Source organism: Halopseudomonas xiamenensis (assembly GCF_014219065.1).
Lineage (GTDB): Bacteria > Pseudomonadota > Gammaproteobacteria > Pseudomonadales > Pseudomonadaceae > Halopseudomonas > Halopseudomonas xiamenensis.
On sequence record NZ_JACLGO010000008.1, the window covers coordinates 20,538 to 35,260 of the forward strand.

Annotated in this window: 12 protein-coding genes; 7 read left to right on the top strand and 5 right to left on the bottom strand. The window is 64.9% G+C overall.

Going from position 1 to position 14,723, the window contains the following annotated elements; genetic code table 11:
• Window positions 1-168: 168 nt before the first annotated feature.
• From dmpG to H6X51_RS07055, 5 genes are read right to left on the bottom strand one after another with little or no spacing between them, the layout of a single operon-like run.
• Entirely contained in the window at window positions 169-1,194 is a 1,026-nt protein-coding gene (dmpG, locus tag H6X51_RS07035; protein WP_185266816.1) for a 4-hydroxy-2-oxovalerate aldolase, read from the bottom strand.
• A 10-nt stretch (window positions 1,195-1,204) separates the two neighbouring features.
• Window positions 1,205-2,125, bottom strand: a complete 921-nt coding sequence (locus H6X51_RS07040) for an acetaldehyde dehydrogenase (acetylating) (protein WP_185266817.1) — start codon at window positions 2,123-2,125, stop codon at window positions 1,205-1,207.
• A gap of 15 nt (window positions 2,126-2,140) precedes the next feature.
• A complete protein-coding gene (locus tag H6X51_RS07045; protein ID WP_185266965.1) occupies window positions 2,141-2,932 on the bottom strand; it encodes a fumarylacetoacetate hydrolase family protein in 792 nt (263 codons plus the stop codon).
• A 13-nt stretch (window positions 2,933-2,945) separates the two neighbouring features.
• Window positions 2,946-3,719 (bottom strand): glucose 1-dehydrogenase, encoded by a 774-nt coding sequence (locus H6X51_RS07050; protein ID WP_185266818.1) that lies wholly within the window; start codon window positions 3,717-3,719, stop codon window positions 2,946-2,948.
• A gap of 11 nt (window positions 3,720-3,730) precedes the next feature.
• Window positions 3,731-4,744, bottom strand: coding sequence for a flavin reductase family protein (locus tag H6X51_RS07055; protein ID WP_185266819.1), 1,014 nt, complete (start codon window positions 4,742-4,744; stop codon window positions 3,731-3,733).
• 217 nt (window positions 4,745-4,961) lie between these two features.
• Here H6X51_RS07055 and H6X51_RS07060 point away from each other — a divergent pair, with 217 nt between their 5' ends.
• The 7 genes from H6X51_RS07060 to H6X51_RS07090 all read left to right on the top strand — a co-directional run bounded on the left by H6X51_RS07060 (window position 4,962) and on the right by H6X51_RS07090 (window position 14,697).
• Window positions 4,962-6,392: a coniferyl aldehyde dehydrogenase gene (locus H6X51_RS07060; protein WP_185266820.1), complete on the top strand. Its 1,431-nt coding sequence runs from the start codon at window positions 4,962-4,964 to the stop codon at window positions 6,390-6,392.
• 63 nt (window positions 6,393-6,455) lie between these two features.
• A complete protein-coding gene (locus tag H6X51_RS07065) occupies window positions 6,456-8,117 on the top strand; it encodes a methyl-accepting chemotaxis protein (protein ID WP_185266821.1) in 1,662 nt (553 codons plus the stop codon).
• A 168-nt stretch (window positions 8,118-8,285) separates the two neighbouring features.
• Window positions 8,286-9,476, top strand: coding sequence for an acyl-CoA dehydrogenase family protein (locus tag H6X51_RS07070; protein ID WP_185266822.1), 1,191 nt, complete (start codon window positions 8,286-8,288; stop codon window positions 9,474-9,476).
• Window positions 9,477-9,560: 84 nt separating this feature from the next.
• Window positions 9,561-11,273: an FAD-binding protein gene (locus H6X51_RS07075; RefSeq protein WP_185266823.1), complete on the top strand. Its 1,713-nt coding sequence runs from the start codon at window positions 9,561-9,563 to the stop codon at window positions 11,271-11,273.
• Between the two features lie 11 nt (window positions 11,274-11,284).
• On the top strand, window positions 11,285-12,049 hold the full coding sequence (locus H6X51_RS07080; RefSeq protein WP_185266824.1) for an SDR family oxidoreductase: 765 nt from the start codon (window positions 11,285-11,287) through the stop codon (window positions 12,047-12,049).
• A 1-nt stretch (window position 12,050) separates the two neighbouring features.
• Complete coding sequence (locus H6X51_RS07085; RefSeq protein WP_185266825.1) at window positions 12,051-13,085, top strand: ferredoxin--NADP reductase; 1,035 nt, start codon at window positions 12,051-12,053, stop codon at window positions 13,083-13,085.
• A 19-nt stretch (window positions 13,086-13,104) separates the two neighbouring features.
• Complete coding sequence (locus H6X51_RS07090; protein WP_185266826.1) at window positions 13,105-14,697, top strand: FadD3 family acyl-CoA ligase; 1,593 nt, start codon at window positions 13,105-13,107, stop codon at window positions 14,695-14,697.
• Window positions 14,698-14,723: the final 26 nt, after the last annotated feature.

Below are 14,723 nucleotides of genomic sequence, written 5' to 3' on the forward strand. Positions count from 1 at the left end.
TTTGCAGGTCATGCTGAATGCCTCAGTCGCTGGTAGCCCGCTTCGCGCCGAGGCGGCGCTCCTACAGGTGATGAGGAGCCCGGGACTACACCCAGGGTTTCGGGTCGGCGAGCGCCTGCTCGCCGACAGTTCTCAGCGGCTGGGAGCTCGCGCTACACCCCCATAGGCTCAGCCCTGGCGCTGTTTGAGCAAGGTCAGCGCGGTATCCTCGATCATGTCCTCCTGACCACCGACCATACCGCGGCGGCCCATCTCGACGAGGATCTCCCGGGCCGGTACGCCGTATTTCTTCTCGGCGCGCTTGGCGAACAGCAGGAAGGAGCCGTAGACCCCGCCGTAGCCCATGGTCAGGGCGTCCTTGTCGCTGCGAATGGGGAAGTCCATGATCGGTACCACCAGATCGTCGGCCACATCCTGGATGCCGAAGACGTCCACGCCGGTCTCGATACCCATGCGTGCGCACACCGCGACCAGGATCTCCATCGGCGTATTGCCGGCCCCGGCGCCCAGGCCTGCTGCGGCGGCATCGACCCGGGTGGCGCCGGCGGCGACCGCGGCGATCGAGTTGGCCACGCCCATGGCCAGGTTGTGGTGGCCGTGGAAGCCGATCTCGGTACCCGGCTGCAGCGCCGCCCGTACCGCGCTGATCCGCGCGGTGACGTCATCGGGCAGCATGTAGCCGGCCGAGTCGGTGATGTACACGCAGTTGGCGCCGTAGCTTTCCATCAGCCTGGCCTGTTCGGCCAGACCTTCGGGGCTGTTCATGTGCGCCATCATCAGAAAGCCGACGGTGTCCATGTCCAGCTTGCGCGCCAGGTTGATGTGCTGCTCGGAGACATCCGCCTCGGTGCAGTGGGTGGCCACGCGAATGGTGTTGACGCCGATCTCCCGGGCCATTTTCAGGTGGTCGATGGTGCCGATGCCGGGCAGCAGCAGGGCGGAGACCTTGGCCTTCTTCAGCAGCGGTACCACCGCCGACAGGTATTCCTCGTCGGTGTGCGCCGGGAAGCCGTAGTTCACCGAGCTGCCGCCCAGGCCGTCACCGTGGGTCACCTCGATCAGCGGGATGCCGGCGGCATCCAGGCCCTGGGCGATGCTCTGCATCTGTTCCAGGCTGATCTGGTGGCGCTTGGGGTGCATGCCGTCGCGCAGGGTCATGTCATGCAGCGTGATCTTCTTGCCTTGCAGGTTCATGGGCGGCTCCTCACAGGTTGGCGGCAATGGCGTCGGGGTCGAAGCTGCCATCGAGCATCTTCTCGGCGAACAGTTCGGCGGTGCGGGCACCGGCGGCGGTCATGATGTCCAGATTGCCGGCGTACTTGGGCAGGAAATCGCCCAGGCCCTCGACCTCCATGAACACCGACACGCGGTTGCCGTCGAAGACCGGACCGTTGACCAGCTTGTAGCCGGGTACGTACTTCTGCACCTCGGCGATCATGCTGTGGATCGAATCGGTGATGCGCGCCTGGTCCGGGGTGCCTTCGGTCAGGCAGTGGATGGTGTCGCGCATGATCAGCGGCGGCTCGGCCGGATTGATGACGATGATCGCCTTGCCCTTCTTCGCGCCGCCGACCTGTTCGATGGCACCGGAGGTGGTACGGGTGAACTCGTCGATGTTCTTGCGCGTGCCCGGGCCGACCGAACGGGAGGACACGGTGGCGACGATCTCGCCGTACTCCACCGGCTGCACGCGGGATACCGCGGCGACCATGGGAATGGTCGCCTGGCCACCGCAGGTGACCATGTTGACGTTGAGGATCGGCTCGCCGGCATGCTGCTGCAGGTTCACCGGCGGCACTACGAAGGGGCCGATGGCAGCGGGTGTCAGGTCGATCATCAGCACGCCCAGCTCGTTGAGCTTGCGGCTGTTCTCGGCGTGTACATAGGCCGAGGTGGCGTCGAAGGCGATGCGGATGTCATCCTCGCGCACATGCGGCAGCAGCCCATCGACGCCGTCGCTGGTGGTCTTCAGGCCCATTTCCTCGGCGCGCTTCAAACCCTCGGAGGTGGGGTCGATACCGACCATCCATACCGGTTCCAGCACCTCGCTGCGTTGCAGCTTGTACAGCAGGTCGGTGCCGATATTGCCTGGCCCGATCAGGGCACAGCGGATTTTCTTGCTCATGGTGTTCTCCGGGCGTTATTCAACAAAACGCAGGCTGGCACTACCCAGTCCGCTGATGTGCATCTCGATCTGGTCTCCGGCGCCGACCGGCACCAGCGGCGCCAGGGCGCCGGACAGGATTACTTCGCCACGGCGGAACGGAATGCCCAGTTTGCCGAGGGTGTTGGCCAGCCAGGCTACCGCTTCGCAGGGGTGTCCCTGCACTGCTGAGCCCAGGCCGCTGCCGGCGGGCTGGCCATTGAGGGTCATGTTCAGTTCGACGGCGGCCAGATCCACCTGGCGCGGGTCGATGCGCGCCTCGCCGAGGGTGAAGACGCCGCAGGAGGCGTTGTCGGCGACGGTGTCCTCGATGCGGATCTGCCAGTTGGCGATGCGCGAATCGACGATCTCGAAGCAGGGCACCACCGATTCGGTGGCGGCCAGGACGTCGGCGGCGCTGACGCCGGGGCCGTTCAGGTCCTCGGCGAGGATGAAGGCGATCTCGCCCTCGGCGCGTGGCGCGATCAGCTTGTACTCGGCCAGGCTCACGCTGCTGCCATCGGCGACCTGCATGCGATCGGTGAGGAAGCCGAAGTCCGGCTGGTGCACATTGAGCATGTCCTGCACGGCCTTGCTGGTCACGCCGATCTTCTTGCCGATGACCCGCTCGCCCAGCGCCTCGCGGCGCTGCAGGAACTGCAGCGAGATGCGATAGGCATCGTCCAGGGTGATCTGCGGGTGGCGTTCGGTCAGGGGACTGAGTGCCCGGCGTTCGTGCAGGGCGGCATGTAGCTCATCGCCCAGCGCCTTGATCAGTTGTTGGTCCATCATGGGATTCCGTTCAGGTGGGGAAGACGCTGGATTCGGCGCCGCCATCGACTTCGATGACCTTGCCGGTCACCCAGCGCGACGCTGGAGTGGCCAGGTACAGCGCCGCGGCGGCGATATCCTCGACCTCGCCGAGGCAGCGTAGCGGGGTATTGGTTTCCATGATCTGGCGGATTTCTTCGGTCATCACCCCGGCCAGCGCGTCGGTCATGATCGGACCGGGGGCGATGGCGTTGATGCGAATCGCCGGGGCGAAGTCCTGGGCCAGCATCTTGCCCAGTTGGGTCAGCGCCGCCTTGGCCGCCGCATAGCGGCTGAAGTTGCGCTGGATATAGCGCGCCGCACCGGAGGTGATATTGATGACGTTGCCCTGGCCGGCCTCACGCATGTGCGGTACACAAAGCTGGATCAGGTGATAGGCACTGGTGACATTGAAGTGCATCGATTGGTCGAATTCTTCCCAGCTCAGCTTCAGCGGGCTGTTGGGGCCACCGCCGCCGGCATTGTTGACCAGGTGGGTCAGCTTGCCGAAGGCCTGCAGTGTGGCGTTGACCACGGCCTCGCGCTGGGCGGCATCGTTGACATCGCAACTGACCGCAATAGCCTGGCCGCCCCGGCTGCGAATCTGCTCGGCTACCGCTTCCACATCGGCCAGGGTGCGGGCCGCGCAGACCACGCTGGCGCCGGCCTCGGCATAGGTCAGGGCGATGGCCTGGCCGATGCCCTTGCCGGCGCCGGTGACCAGCGCGACGCTGCCGTGCAGGGTGAAACGTTCGAGTATGGACATGCTGGTGCTCCTCAAGCCTGCTGATGACTGTCGATGGTGGGCGCTTCGGTGGACCAGAGGTCGGGCAGGCCGGGATCGGTGGCCTGGATCAGGCGCTTGAGCAGGAACTTCAGCGCCTGGGTATCGCCAATACCGAGCTTCTCGGTCACTTCTTCCTCCACTGCCTTGGCCAGGGCTACGTGCTCCAGCGACACCTCCCGGCCTTCGCCGGTGAGAATGAAACGCTGCTGCCCGGACTGCTCATCAGCCACTATGTAGCCCTGCTTCTGCAGGAACAGCAGCATCGCCAGGCTCACCTCGCGCCCGGTGTAGGCAACAAAATGATTGATCTGCTGGAGTGTCAGGTTGTCCTGGATGCTCAGTACCGACAACACGAAGAAGGCATGCTCGTCGAGCTTATGGTTCTGCAACAAGGTACGGAGAAAGGCGACCAGTTGGTAATGCGCACGTCCGGCGAGGTAGCCCAGCAGATCTTCGGTATAGCTGCATTCGGGTGCCACCTGCTCGATCTGCGACAGCCGTACACCCTCGCGCGGCTTGCGCGCGGTCAGGGCATACTGGCCGCTCTGGAACGCCAGCGGCGGCAGGGCGCTCTTGTCGAAGCCGAGTACCTCGCCGACGAAGATCACGTGGTCACCGCCCTCGTACATGAAGGCGGTGCGGCACTGGAAGCGCGCGGTGCAGTTGTGCAGCAGCGGAACGTCGTTGATGCCACGGTCCAGTTCGATGCCGGAGAACTTGTCCTCGCCGCGCGAGGCGAAACGGCCGGACAGCGCCTCCTGTTCCACCGACAGCACATGCACGTTCCAGTGCTTGTTGCCGGAGAAGGCATCCAGGCTGTAGGCGGACTTGGCCAGGCTCCACAGCACCAGCGGCGGGTTGAGCGACACCGAGTTGAAACTGTTGGCGGTGATGCCAATGGGAGAGCCATCCGCCGCCCGGGTGGTGATGATGGTCACCCCGGTGGTGAAGGTACTCAGGGCGTCACGGAACGCCTTGGGGTTGAAGCTTGCCTGAGCAGTCATGTCTGCCTCGTATCATCCAGGTTCAGTGGCTGCAGTATTCGCCGGGGGGCAAGGGTGGGTCATCGTCTTAATGGACTAACGCGCGACGGGGCTACTGGTCCGAATGGACGAGGTGCGCGGCGGGATGCTTATCTATCGTGCGGACATCAGAAAAAAGCAATGGCAATGCCCGCCAGCGGTATTGATTCCGGCAAACAAGAACAAAGGAGAACGCGGCATGCGCGCCCACCTGCAATCCATCGATGAGTTACCCACACTGCTTGCTGCCCAACGCAGGGCTTTCGACCAGCAGGGGCCGGTCAGTGCCGAGCAGCGCCGTGGCCGTATCCAGCAGGTGATCGATCTGCTGGTGGAGCATCACCAGCAACTGGCCGAGGCGATGGACGCCGATTTCGGCGGCCGGCACCCCGGTTTTGGCCTGATGAACGACGTGCTGGGTTCCCTGGGTTCGCTCAAGCATGCCCGCGACCACCTGCATGAGTGGATGCCGAACGAGCCGCGCCAGGTATTCGCGCCTTACGACCAGCTGGGCGCACAGGGCTGGGTGCAGTACCAGCCCAAGGGTAGTGTCGGTATCATCGGTACCTGGAACGCGCCCCTGTTCACCCTGCTCAGCCCGCTGGCCTGCGCCTTTGCCGCCGGTAACCGGGCGGTGCTCAAGCCATCGGAAATCGTCCCGCGTACCGCCGAGCTGCTGGCACAGCTGGTGGGTCAGCGTTTCGATCCGCTGGAGCTGGCGATCATCACCGGCGGGGTAGAGGTGGGGCAGCCCTTCGCCAGCCAGCCGTTCAATCACCTGGTGTTCACCGGCAGCACCGAGGTCGGGCGTGACATCATGCGCCGCGCCGCGGAGAATCTGGTGCCGGTGACCCTGGAGCTGGGCGGCAAGTCGCCGGTGGTGATCGGCCAGAATGCCGATGTCGCCGAGGCGGCGCGGCGGCTGGCGATCGCCAAGGGCATGAATGGTGGACAGCTCTGTATCTCCCCGGATCGGGTGTTCGTACCGGTGGCCCTGCGCGAGCAGTTCCTTCGTCAGTTCGCGGAGACCTACAGTGGCCTGTACCCCAGCGTGACCGATAACCCGAACCAGGTCTGCGTGGTCAATGAGCGGCACCTGCAGCGCCTCGATGGCTATCTGCAGGAAGTGCGCGAGATGGGTGTGGAGGTGCTGCAGTGCCCGGACGTGCCGTTCGATGCCAGCCAGCGCAGGCGCCCCCTGAGCCTGGTGGTCAACCCGCCCCTGACCAGTCGCATCATGCGCGAGGAGATCTTCGGCCCGGCGCTGGTGGTGCTGACCTACAGCGATATCCGCCATGTGGTCGAGGAGATCAACCAGGGCGAGCGGCCGCTGGCACTGTACTACTTCGGTCAGGACCAGGCCGAGCAGGACCATGTGCTCGGGCATACGCTGTCCGGTGGCGTCACCATCAACGATGCGCTGATGCACGCGGCGATGGAAAACGCACCGTTCGGTGGCATCGGCGCTTCCGGCATGGGGCGCTACCATGGTCGTGAGGGCTTTCTGGAGTTCAGTCATGCGCGCACCGTGTTCCAGGCGGCAGCGGTTGACCCGCGTGCCGAGTGGGGCATGCTGCCGCCCTACCATGAGGGTTTCACCGCGGTGATGCAGTCGCAGATCAGCCGCTGAACCTGCCGTTTCGAACTTGCCAGCTCCCCCGGAAGGGGAGTATGCATGGCTGGGAGGCCGATCATGCCCCGAATCCATTTGCGTATGAGTATCGCTGCCCGCCTGTTGCTCTGGGCGGGTCTTGCCAGTGTGCTGTTCTACACCGCCGTGGCGTTGGGCTGGTATGGCCTGCAGTCATCCCGTGACAGCCTGCGTGCGGTGCAGGCTGAGCAATTGACGGTGATCAGTCGCACCACCGAGATCGAGCACCTGCTGGATGACAACCGGCGGCTGGTGCTGATCGCCTTCCAGTATGACCCCGAGGGCAAGTTGTCGATCGCCCATGACCGGGCCATGTCCATGTACCTGGAGGAGATTCGCGCCAACAGTGCACGGATCGAAGGGTTGCGGGGCGTCTTCACGCAGCGGCCGCTGGACGAGCAGGAGCAGCAACTGCTGGCCCGCTTCGAGGAGCACTACCAGTTCTGGCTGGAAGACCTGGATGCCATGCTGGCGTTGCTGGAGATCGAGGACTTCCGCGTCAATGGTATGCGCGCCTTTCTCCAGGTGGGTGCCGAGGAAGGGCGCCTGGCGCGGGTTGCGCTGGCGGAGCTGCGTACCCACCAGCAGCAGAAGGCCGAGGCCGGGTTCCTCCTGGCCGAGCGCCGCTATCGGCTGACGGTGGGCATCTATCTGACCCTGGCCATCGTCGGGCTGGTGCTGGGCAGTATCACCGGGATACTTACCCTGGCCCGTCTGCGGCGTGGCTTCGGCACTGTGTCGGAACACGCACGGGCGATTGCCGCCGGCGATCTGACCGCCGAGGTGCAGGTCAGCGGGCGCGATGAAATTGCCGACCTGTTGACCGAGTTTGCCCGCATGCAGGGCAACCTGCGCGAGTTGATCGGTGGCGTGCGTGGCCAGGTGAGTCTGCTTGGCAGCTCCTCGGCGCGGCTGTCGGCATTGTCCGAGGGCGCTTCACGCATGGCGCAGCAGCAGTCCGATGCGGTGATCAGCATGTCCTCGGCGGTGGAGGAGTTGTCGGTATCCATCGACGAGGTCGGCAGCCATGCCGAATCGACCCGACAGATCACCGAGCAGGCCGCGGCGCGCTCCACCCAGAGCGAGACGCTGATCCAGCGCATGACCGCGGAGATGACCGATATCGCCGGTGCGGTGCAGCAGACCGCCGAACACATGCAAGACCTGGAGCGCTTCTCGGCACAGATCGGCAGCGTGATCCAGGTGATCAACGAGGTTGCCGAGCAGACGAATTTGCTATCGCTGAATGCGGCTATCGAGGCGGCCAGGGCCGGCGAGATGGGGCGCGGCTTCGCCGTGGTGGCCACCGAAGTGCGGCAGTTGGCCGAGCGTACCTCGCAATCGACCCTGGAGATCGCCGAGACGGTCAAGCAGGTGCAGAGCGGCACCCGTGCCGTGGCTGCGGGCCTGCAGCAGACGGTCGGACGGGTGCAGGCCGGCGTCGAGCTGGCGCGGGAAGCCGATGGCTCGGTGGCGCAGATTCGTGCCGGTACCGGTGAGGTGATCGTCGCGGTGAACGAGATTACCGAAGTGCTCAAGGGTCAGGCTGCAGCCACTCGGGAGATCGCCCAACGGGTGGAAGGCGTCTCTGGCGGTGCCCAGGAAATGTCCGGCAGCGCCGCGGAGAGCGCGGCAGCCGCCGCCGAGCTGCAGGAACTGGCCGGCGAACTGGAGCGCATGGCCCAGCGTTTTCGCACCAGTTGATGACTGCGCAAGGGCGAGCGCCTGCTCGCCGACCGTCGACTTTCCAGTCTCTTTTCACTCCTGACCTGAACCATAGTCCGCTTTGACGATGAGTGCAGGGGAGTCACTCCAGATAATCAGATCAGCCGCGCATATGGGCGCTGCGGATAGTCTCTGGAGGACCAAAAGATGGGTGTCACTCGCGAACGAAGTGAAAAAGAACGCGAATTGCTGGAAAGCGCGCGGCAGATGATTCCGGCGCTGAAAGCGCGAGCTGAACAGGCCGATCGGGACCAGAAGGTGCCGGTCGAGACCGTCGCCGATATGCAGGAAGCAGGACTGTTCCGGGCCATGCAGCCGAAACGCTTTGGCGGTTTCGAGCTGGATCCGCGCGGATTCTTCGATATTCAGATGGCCCTGGCCGAGGGTTGCATGTCCACTGCCTGGATCTACGGCGTGATGGGGGTACACCCATGGCAGCTGGCACGTTATCCGTTGCAGGCGCAGGAAGACGTCTGGGGCGAGAACCCCGACACCCTGGTCGGCTCCACCTATATGCCGGTGGCCAAGGTGACACCGGTGGAAGGCGGTTATCGCATCAGCGGTCGCTGGGGCTTCTCCAGCGGCAGTGAGCATTGCAGCTGGACCCTGCTGGGCGGCATCATTCCGCCGGACGCCAATGGTGAGGGCGTGGAACACGGCACCTTCCTGGTGCCGGCCAGCGACTACCGCATCGAGCGTAACTGGGACGTGCTGGGCCTGCGCGGCACCGGCAGTCACGATATCGTGGTCGAGGACGCCTTCGTGCCCGCCCACCGCGTACAGCGTACCAACAATACCAGCATGGAGGCCACGCCGGGACGGCTGGTCAACACCAACCCACTGTATGGCATTCCCTTCGCCCAGGTCTTCACCCGGGCGGTATCCAGTTCCTGCCTGGGGGCGCTGCAGGGAGCGATCAACGAGTTCCGTGACAACGCCAAGCGGCATATCGGCAAGCATGGTGGCAAGACTGCCGAAGACCCCCTGGCGCAGGAAGTGGTGGCCGATGCGACCCTGACCCTGGACCAGCTCAAACTGGTGCTGGAGCGCAATTTCGCGCACCTGATGGATCTGGCGCAGCGCGACGAGTTCCCGGATGAGGAAACCCGCCTGCTGTACCGCTACCAGTCGGCCTACGTGACCAACATCTGCGCCGACAAGGCCGACCAGTTGCTGCGCTGCATGGCGGCGTCGGGGCTGTACAACACCAACCCGGTGGCGCGGATCTTCCGTGACCTGCACCAGGCCCGTGGCCATATCTCCAATAACGTGGCGGCCTTCGCCCGTGCCTATGGTGCCGTGCAGCTGGGCCTGCCCAACCCCGATCCCTACGTCTGAACCGATTCCTGTGTCTGAATCATGGCGCCGCCGCCGGTCGTCGGATCGGCGGTGCTCCCACGGACCGCAACAACGAGTATCGACATGCATAACAACAATGATTTCAACGCAGTATACGACCTGATAGTGGTGGGCTCGGGGGCCGGCGCGATGACTGCCGCGGTGGTTGCCGCCGACCAGGGGCTATCGGTGCTGGTGGTGGAAAAGGCAGCTCAGTACGGCGGCACTTCGGCCCTGTCGGGGGGCGGTATCTGGATTCCCAACAATCATTATTTCAAGGCCATTGGCGGCAAGGACAGCGAAGAGCTGGCCTGGACCTATCTCAAGGCTGCCGTGGGTGAGCGGGTAGACGAGAGCCGTCTGCGCACCTACCTGGACAAGGCTCCGGAAATGATCAGTTGGCTGGAGCAGCATAGCCGCGTCCGCTACGCCGTGGCCGACAAGTATCCGGACTATTACCAGCACCTGCCGGGCGCGCTGCCGGGCGGGCGCAGCCTGGATCCGGAGCTGTTCGATCTCAGCCAGCTTGGCGATGAGCTGGCAAACCTGCGTGAAGCCTCGCCGGGCAACCTGCTGATGGGACGTATTTCCTGGACTGCCCGGGATGCGCACAAGGCGATGGCCAAGACCCGGGGCTGGCGGTTGATGGTGTTGTGGATGATGTTGCGTTACAAGCTGGATTTCGGCTGGCGCAAGAAGACCAACAGCAAGCGTGATCGCCGGGCTGCGCTGGGTAACTCGTTGGTGGCCAGCCTGCGTGCCTCTTTGCTGGATCGGAAGGTGCCCCTGTGGCTGAACACCGACTTCCGCGAGCTGATCGAGGAAGATGGCCGGGTCTGCGGCGTGGTGGTCGAGCGCGATGGCCAGCTGCAGCGCCTGCAGGCGCGCAAGGGCGTGATCCTCGGCGCGGGTGGCTTCGAGCAGAACCAGGCGCTGCGCGAGAAATATCTGCCGCAGCCGACCAAGGTGGCCTGGAGTGCCACGCCCGCCGGCGCCAATACCGGTGCCGCGCTGGAAGCAGCTCAGCAACTGGGTGCCGCTACCGACCTGATGGACTGGGGCTGGTGGGCGCCGAGCCTGCTGGTGCCCGGCGAAGACCGCGCCCGTGGCGTGTTTGCCGAGCGCGCCTTCCCCGGCGCGATCGTGGTCAACCAGCAGGGTAAGCGCTTCGTCAACGAGGCGATAGCCTACCTGGAATTCGTCGATGCCATGTACCGCGATCAAGCTGAGACCGGCGGGCAGAGCATCCCCAGCTGGGTCGTTTTCGACAGCAAGTTCCGCTTCAACTATGCCATGGGGCCGCTGATGCCGGCACAGATCATGCCCGACAGCCGCCTGCGCAAGAACTGGCTGAACAACGTCTACTACAAGGCCGACTCGCTGGATGAGCTGGCCGGGCAGATCGGTGTCGATGCCGCCGGACTCAAGGCCACGGTGCAGCGGGTCAACGGTTTCGCCCGCAGTGGCAAGGACGAGGACTTCGATCGGGGTGGCAACGTGTTCGACCGCTACTACGGCGACAGCAATGTCAGCCCCAACCCCTGCCTGGCACCGCTGGAGAAAGGGCCGTTCTACGCCATGCCCATGTATGCCGGCGATATTGGCACCAAGGGCGGGCTGCTGACCAATGCCGATGCGCAGGTGCTGCATGAGTCGGGGCAGCCGATCGCCGGGCTGTACGCCATCGGCAATACCTCGGCCTCGGTGATGGGCACTACCTATCCCGGTGCCGGCGGCACCCTGGGCCCGGCCATGACCTTCGGTTACGTGGCTGCCCTGCACGCAGCGCAGCAATAGAGGAGGTGCAGATGAGCAATCGACTGACCAACAAGGTAGCGGTGGTGACCGGTGCCGCCAGTGGCATCGGCGAGGCCACGGTACGGCGTTTCGTCGCCGAGGGCGCACGGGTCATCATGACCGACCTGAATGCGTCGGATGGCGAGCGCATCGCTGCGGAACTGGGCGCTGGCGTGCTGTTCATGCGTCAGGATGTCAGTGATCCGGCCGGCTGGCAGGCGCTGGCCGGGCTGGTGCGCGAACGCTTCCAGCGGCTGGATGTGCTGGTCAACAACGCCGGCATCCTGATTCCCGGCAGCATCGAGGACGCGAGCCTGGAGCAGTGGCACAAGCTGCTGCGGGTCAATGCCGATAGTGTATTCCTTGGCTGCCAGACCGCCATCGCGCTGATGAAGGAAAGCGGTGGTGGCGGCTCGATCGTGAATATTTCCTCGATCGCTGCGCTGGCGGCCCGCGACGACTACATGGCCTACGGCGCCAGCAAGGGTGCGGTGGCGGCGCTGACGCGCAGCGTGGCGGTGCATTGCCGGCGGCAGAAGTACCGCATTCGCTGCAACTCGGTGCACCCCGACGGGGTGCTTACCGCCATGACCCGTGGTGGCTACCCCCAGGGTATCGACCCGGCCCGCCTGACCATCGACCACGACCCGATGAACCGCGCCTGCCTGCCCGAGGACGTGGCCGATGCGGTGCTGTACCTGGCTGCGGATGAATCGCGTGCGGTCAACGGCATCGAGCTGCGGGTCGACAGTGGTCAATTCGTGATGAGTATCTGATATGACGACGCCCGACTATATCTCGCTGGAGGTGGCCGCGGTCATCGCCGAAACCCATGACAGCTGCTCCTTCGAGTTCAAGGTGCCGCCGGAGCTGGCCGAGCGCTTCCATTACCGGCCCGGTCAGTTCCTGACCCTGCGTATTCCCAGTGGCGACGACTGGTTGCCGCGTTGCTATTCGCTGTCCAGCTCACCCTTTGCCCGGGAGAACCTGCGGGTCACCGTCAAGCGGGTCGAGGACGGGCGTGGTTCCAACTGGCTGTGTGACAACATCAAGCCCGGCGATCGGGTGCAGGTGCTGGTGCCGGCCGGGGTATTCGTGCCCAAGGGGCTGGATGGCGACTTCCTGCTGCTGGCCGGTGGTAGCGGCATCACCCCGGTGTTGTCGATCCTGCGCTCGGTGCTCAGCCAGGCCCAGGGTCGGGTGCGCCTGGTCTATGCCAACCGTGATGAGCGCTCGGTGATCTTCCAGGAGTTGCTGCAGGGGCTGGTGCGGGAGCACCCGGAGCGGTTGCAGGTCTTGCACTGGCTCGACAGCCTGCAGGGCAATCCGAGTGTACCGCAGCTGGCGCAACTGGCGACCGGTTTCGAGCATGCCCAGGCCTTTATCTGCGGGCCGGGGCCGTTCATGGATGCCAGTGTCGAGGCGCTCAAGCGTGCCGGCCTGCCAGCCCCGTCGATTCATGTCGAGCGTTTCGTTTCACTGCCCAGCGAGAGCGAGCAACCGGTCCTCTCGGTGGTCGAGCATGTGGGCGCGGCGGCCACCCGGCTGACCGTCGAGCTCGATGGTAGTACCCATGAAATCGACTGCCAGGAAGGCGAGGTACTGCTGGCGGCGATGCGTCGCGAGGGCCTGCCGGCACCGCACTCCTGCCTGGTCGGCTCCTGTGCCACCTGCATGTGTACGCTGGTCGAGGGCACGGTGGATCTGCTGCACAACGATGCGCTGGACCAGCAGGAACTGAACGAGGGCTGGACGCTGGCCTGCCAGGCGGTCGCCACCAGTGCCAGCGTGCACCTGCGTTTCCCTGAATGAATCAATGAGAGTGAAGCCGATGGCCAGTGTTTTCCCCAACCATGAACATCTGCCGGCATCGATTCCGGCGCTGGTGCTGCGCGCCGCCGAGCTGCACGGGGCATTGCCGGCGCTGGAGGATGGTGACCAGCGCATCAGCTATGCCGAGTTGCCGCAGCGTATGCTGGCCGTGGCGCGGGCGATCATCGCCGCTGGCATCGAGCCTGGTGACCGGGTAGTGCTGTGGGCACCGAACAGTATCGATTGGGTGCTGTTGGCGCTGGGGTTGCAGGCAGCCGGTGCGGTACTGGTGCCGCTCAACACCCGCATGAAGGGTGCCGAAGCCGCCGACATAGTGGCGCGCAGTGGTGCGCGTCTGGCCTTTGTCCAGGGCCGCTTCCTGGATACCGACTATCCGGCGATGCTCGATGCACACCGCCCGGCGACGCTGGAACGCATGGTGGTGATTGGCGCCGAAGCACCGCGGGCGACGGACCAGCGGCTGGAGGACTTTCTTGCCGATGGCCAGCGCATTCCCGAGCAGCAGGCACGGGAGCTGGCCGAGTCGCTCGGGCCGCAGGATCTGTCCGACCTGCTGTTCACCTCCGGCACCACCGGCAAGTCCAAGGGCGTGATGTGCGCCCATGGTCCGTCGCTGCGGGCCTTCAACGAGTATGTGCGGATCATCGGGCTGGTGCCGGGTGACCGCTACCTGATCGTCAATCCGTTCTTCCATTCCTTCGGCTACAAGGCCGGCTGGCTGACCTGCCTGCTGGGTGGCGCGACCATACTGCCGCAGCCAGTGTTCGATGCCGATGAGGTGTTTCGCCGGGTTGCCGAGGATCGCGTGACCATATTGCCGGGGCCGCCGACGCTGTACCTGTCGATGCTGGACCATCCACGCCTGGGCGATACCGACCTGTCCAGCCTGCGGGTCGCGGTGACCGGCGCTTCGACCATTCCGCCGGTGCTGATCCAGCGCATCCGTGACGAGTTGGGCTGCAGCGTGGTGACCACCGCCTATGGCCTGACCGAGTGCGGCGGGCTGGCGACCATCTGCGACCCGCAGGATTCAGCCGAGGTGATCGCCGCCACCAGCGGCCGGCCGATCCCCGGGACCGAGATGGCGATACTCGATGCCCAGGGCCAGCCGGTGGCGCAGGGTGCCAATGGGGAAATCTGCCTGCGCGGCTTCCATATCATGCAGGGCTACTTCGGTGATCCAGAGGGCACTGCCGCTGCCATCGACGAGAAGGGTTGGCTGCATACCGGTGATATCGGCAGCCTGGACGAACAGGGCAACCTGCGCATTACCGGACGGCTGAAGGACATGTTCATCGTTGGCGGCTTCAATTGCTATCCGGCGGAAATAGAGGCTGCGCTCAGTGAGCATCCGGCCATCGCCCAGGTGGCGGTGCTGGGCGTGCCCGACGAGCGCATGGGCGAGGTGGGCTGTGCCTGCGTGGTGCTGCGTCAGGGCGAGATGCTGGATCAGGCGCAGGTGATCGCCTGGAGCAGGGAGCGCATGGCCAACTACAAGGTGCCGCGCCGGGTGGTGTTCTTCGAGCAGTTGCCGACCAATGCCTCGAACAAGGTCGACAAGCTGGTGCTGGCCCGCGAACTGGCTGGCTGACAAAGGTGCCTGCATACTCTGTATGA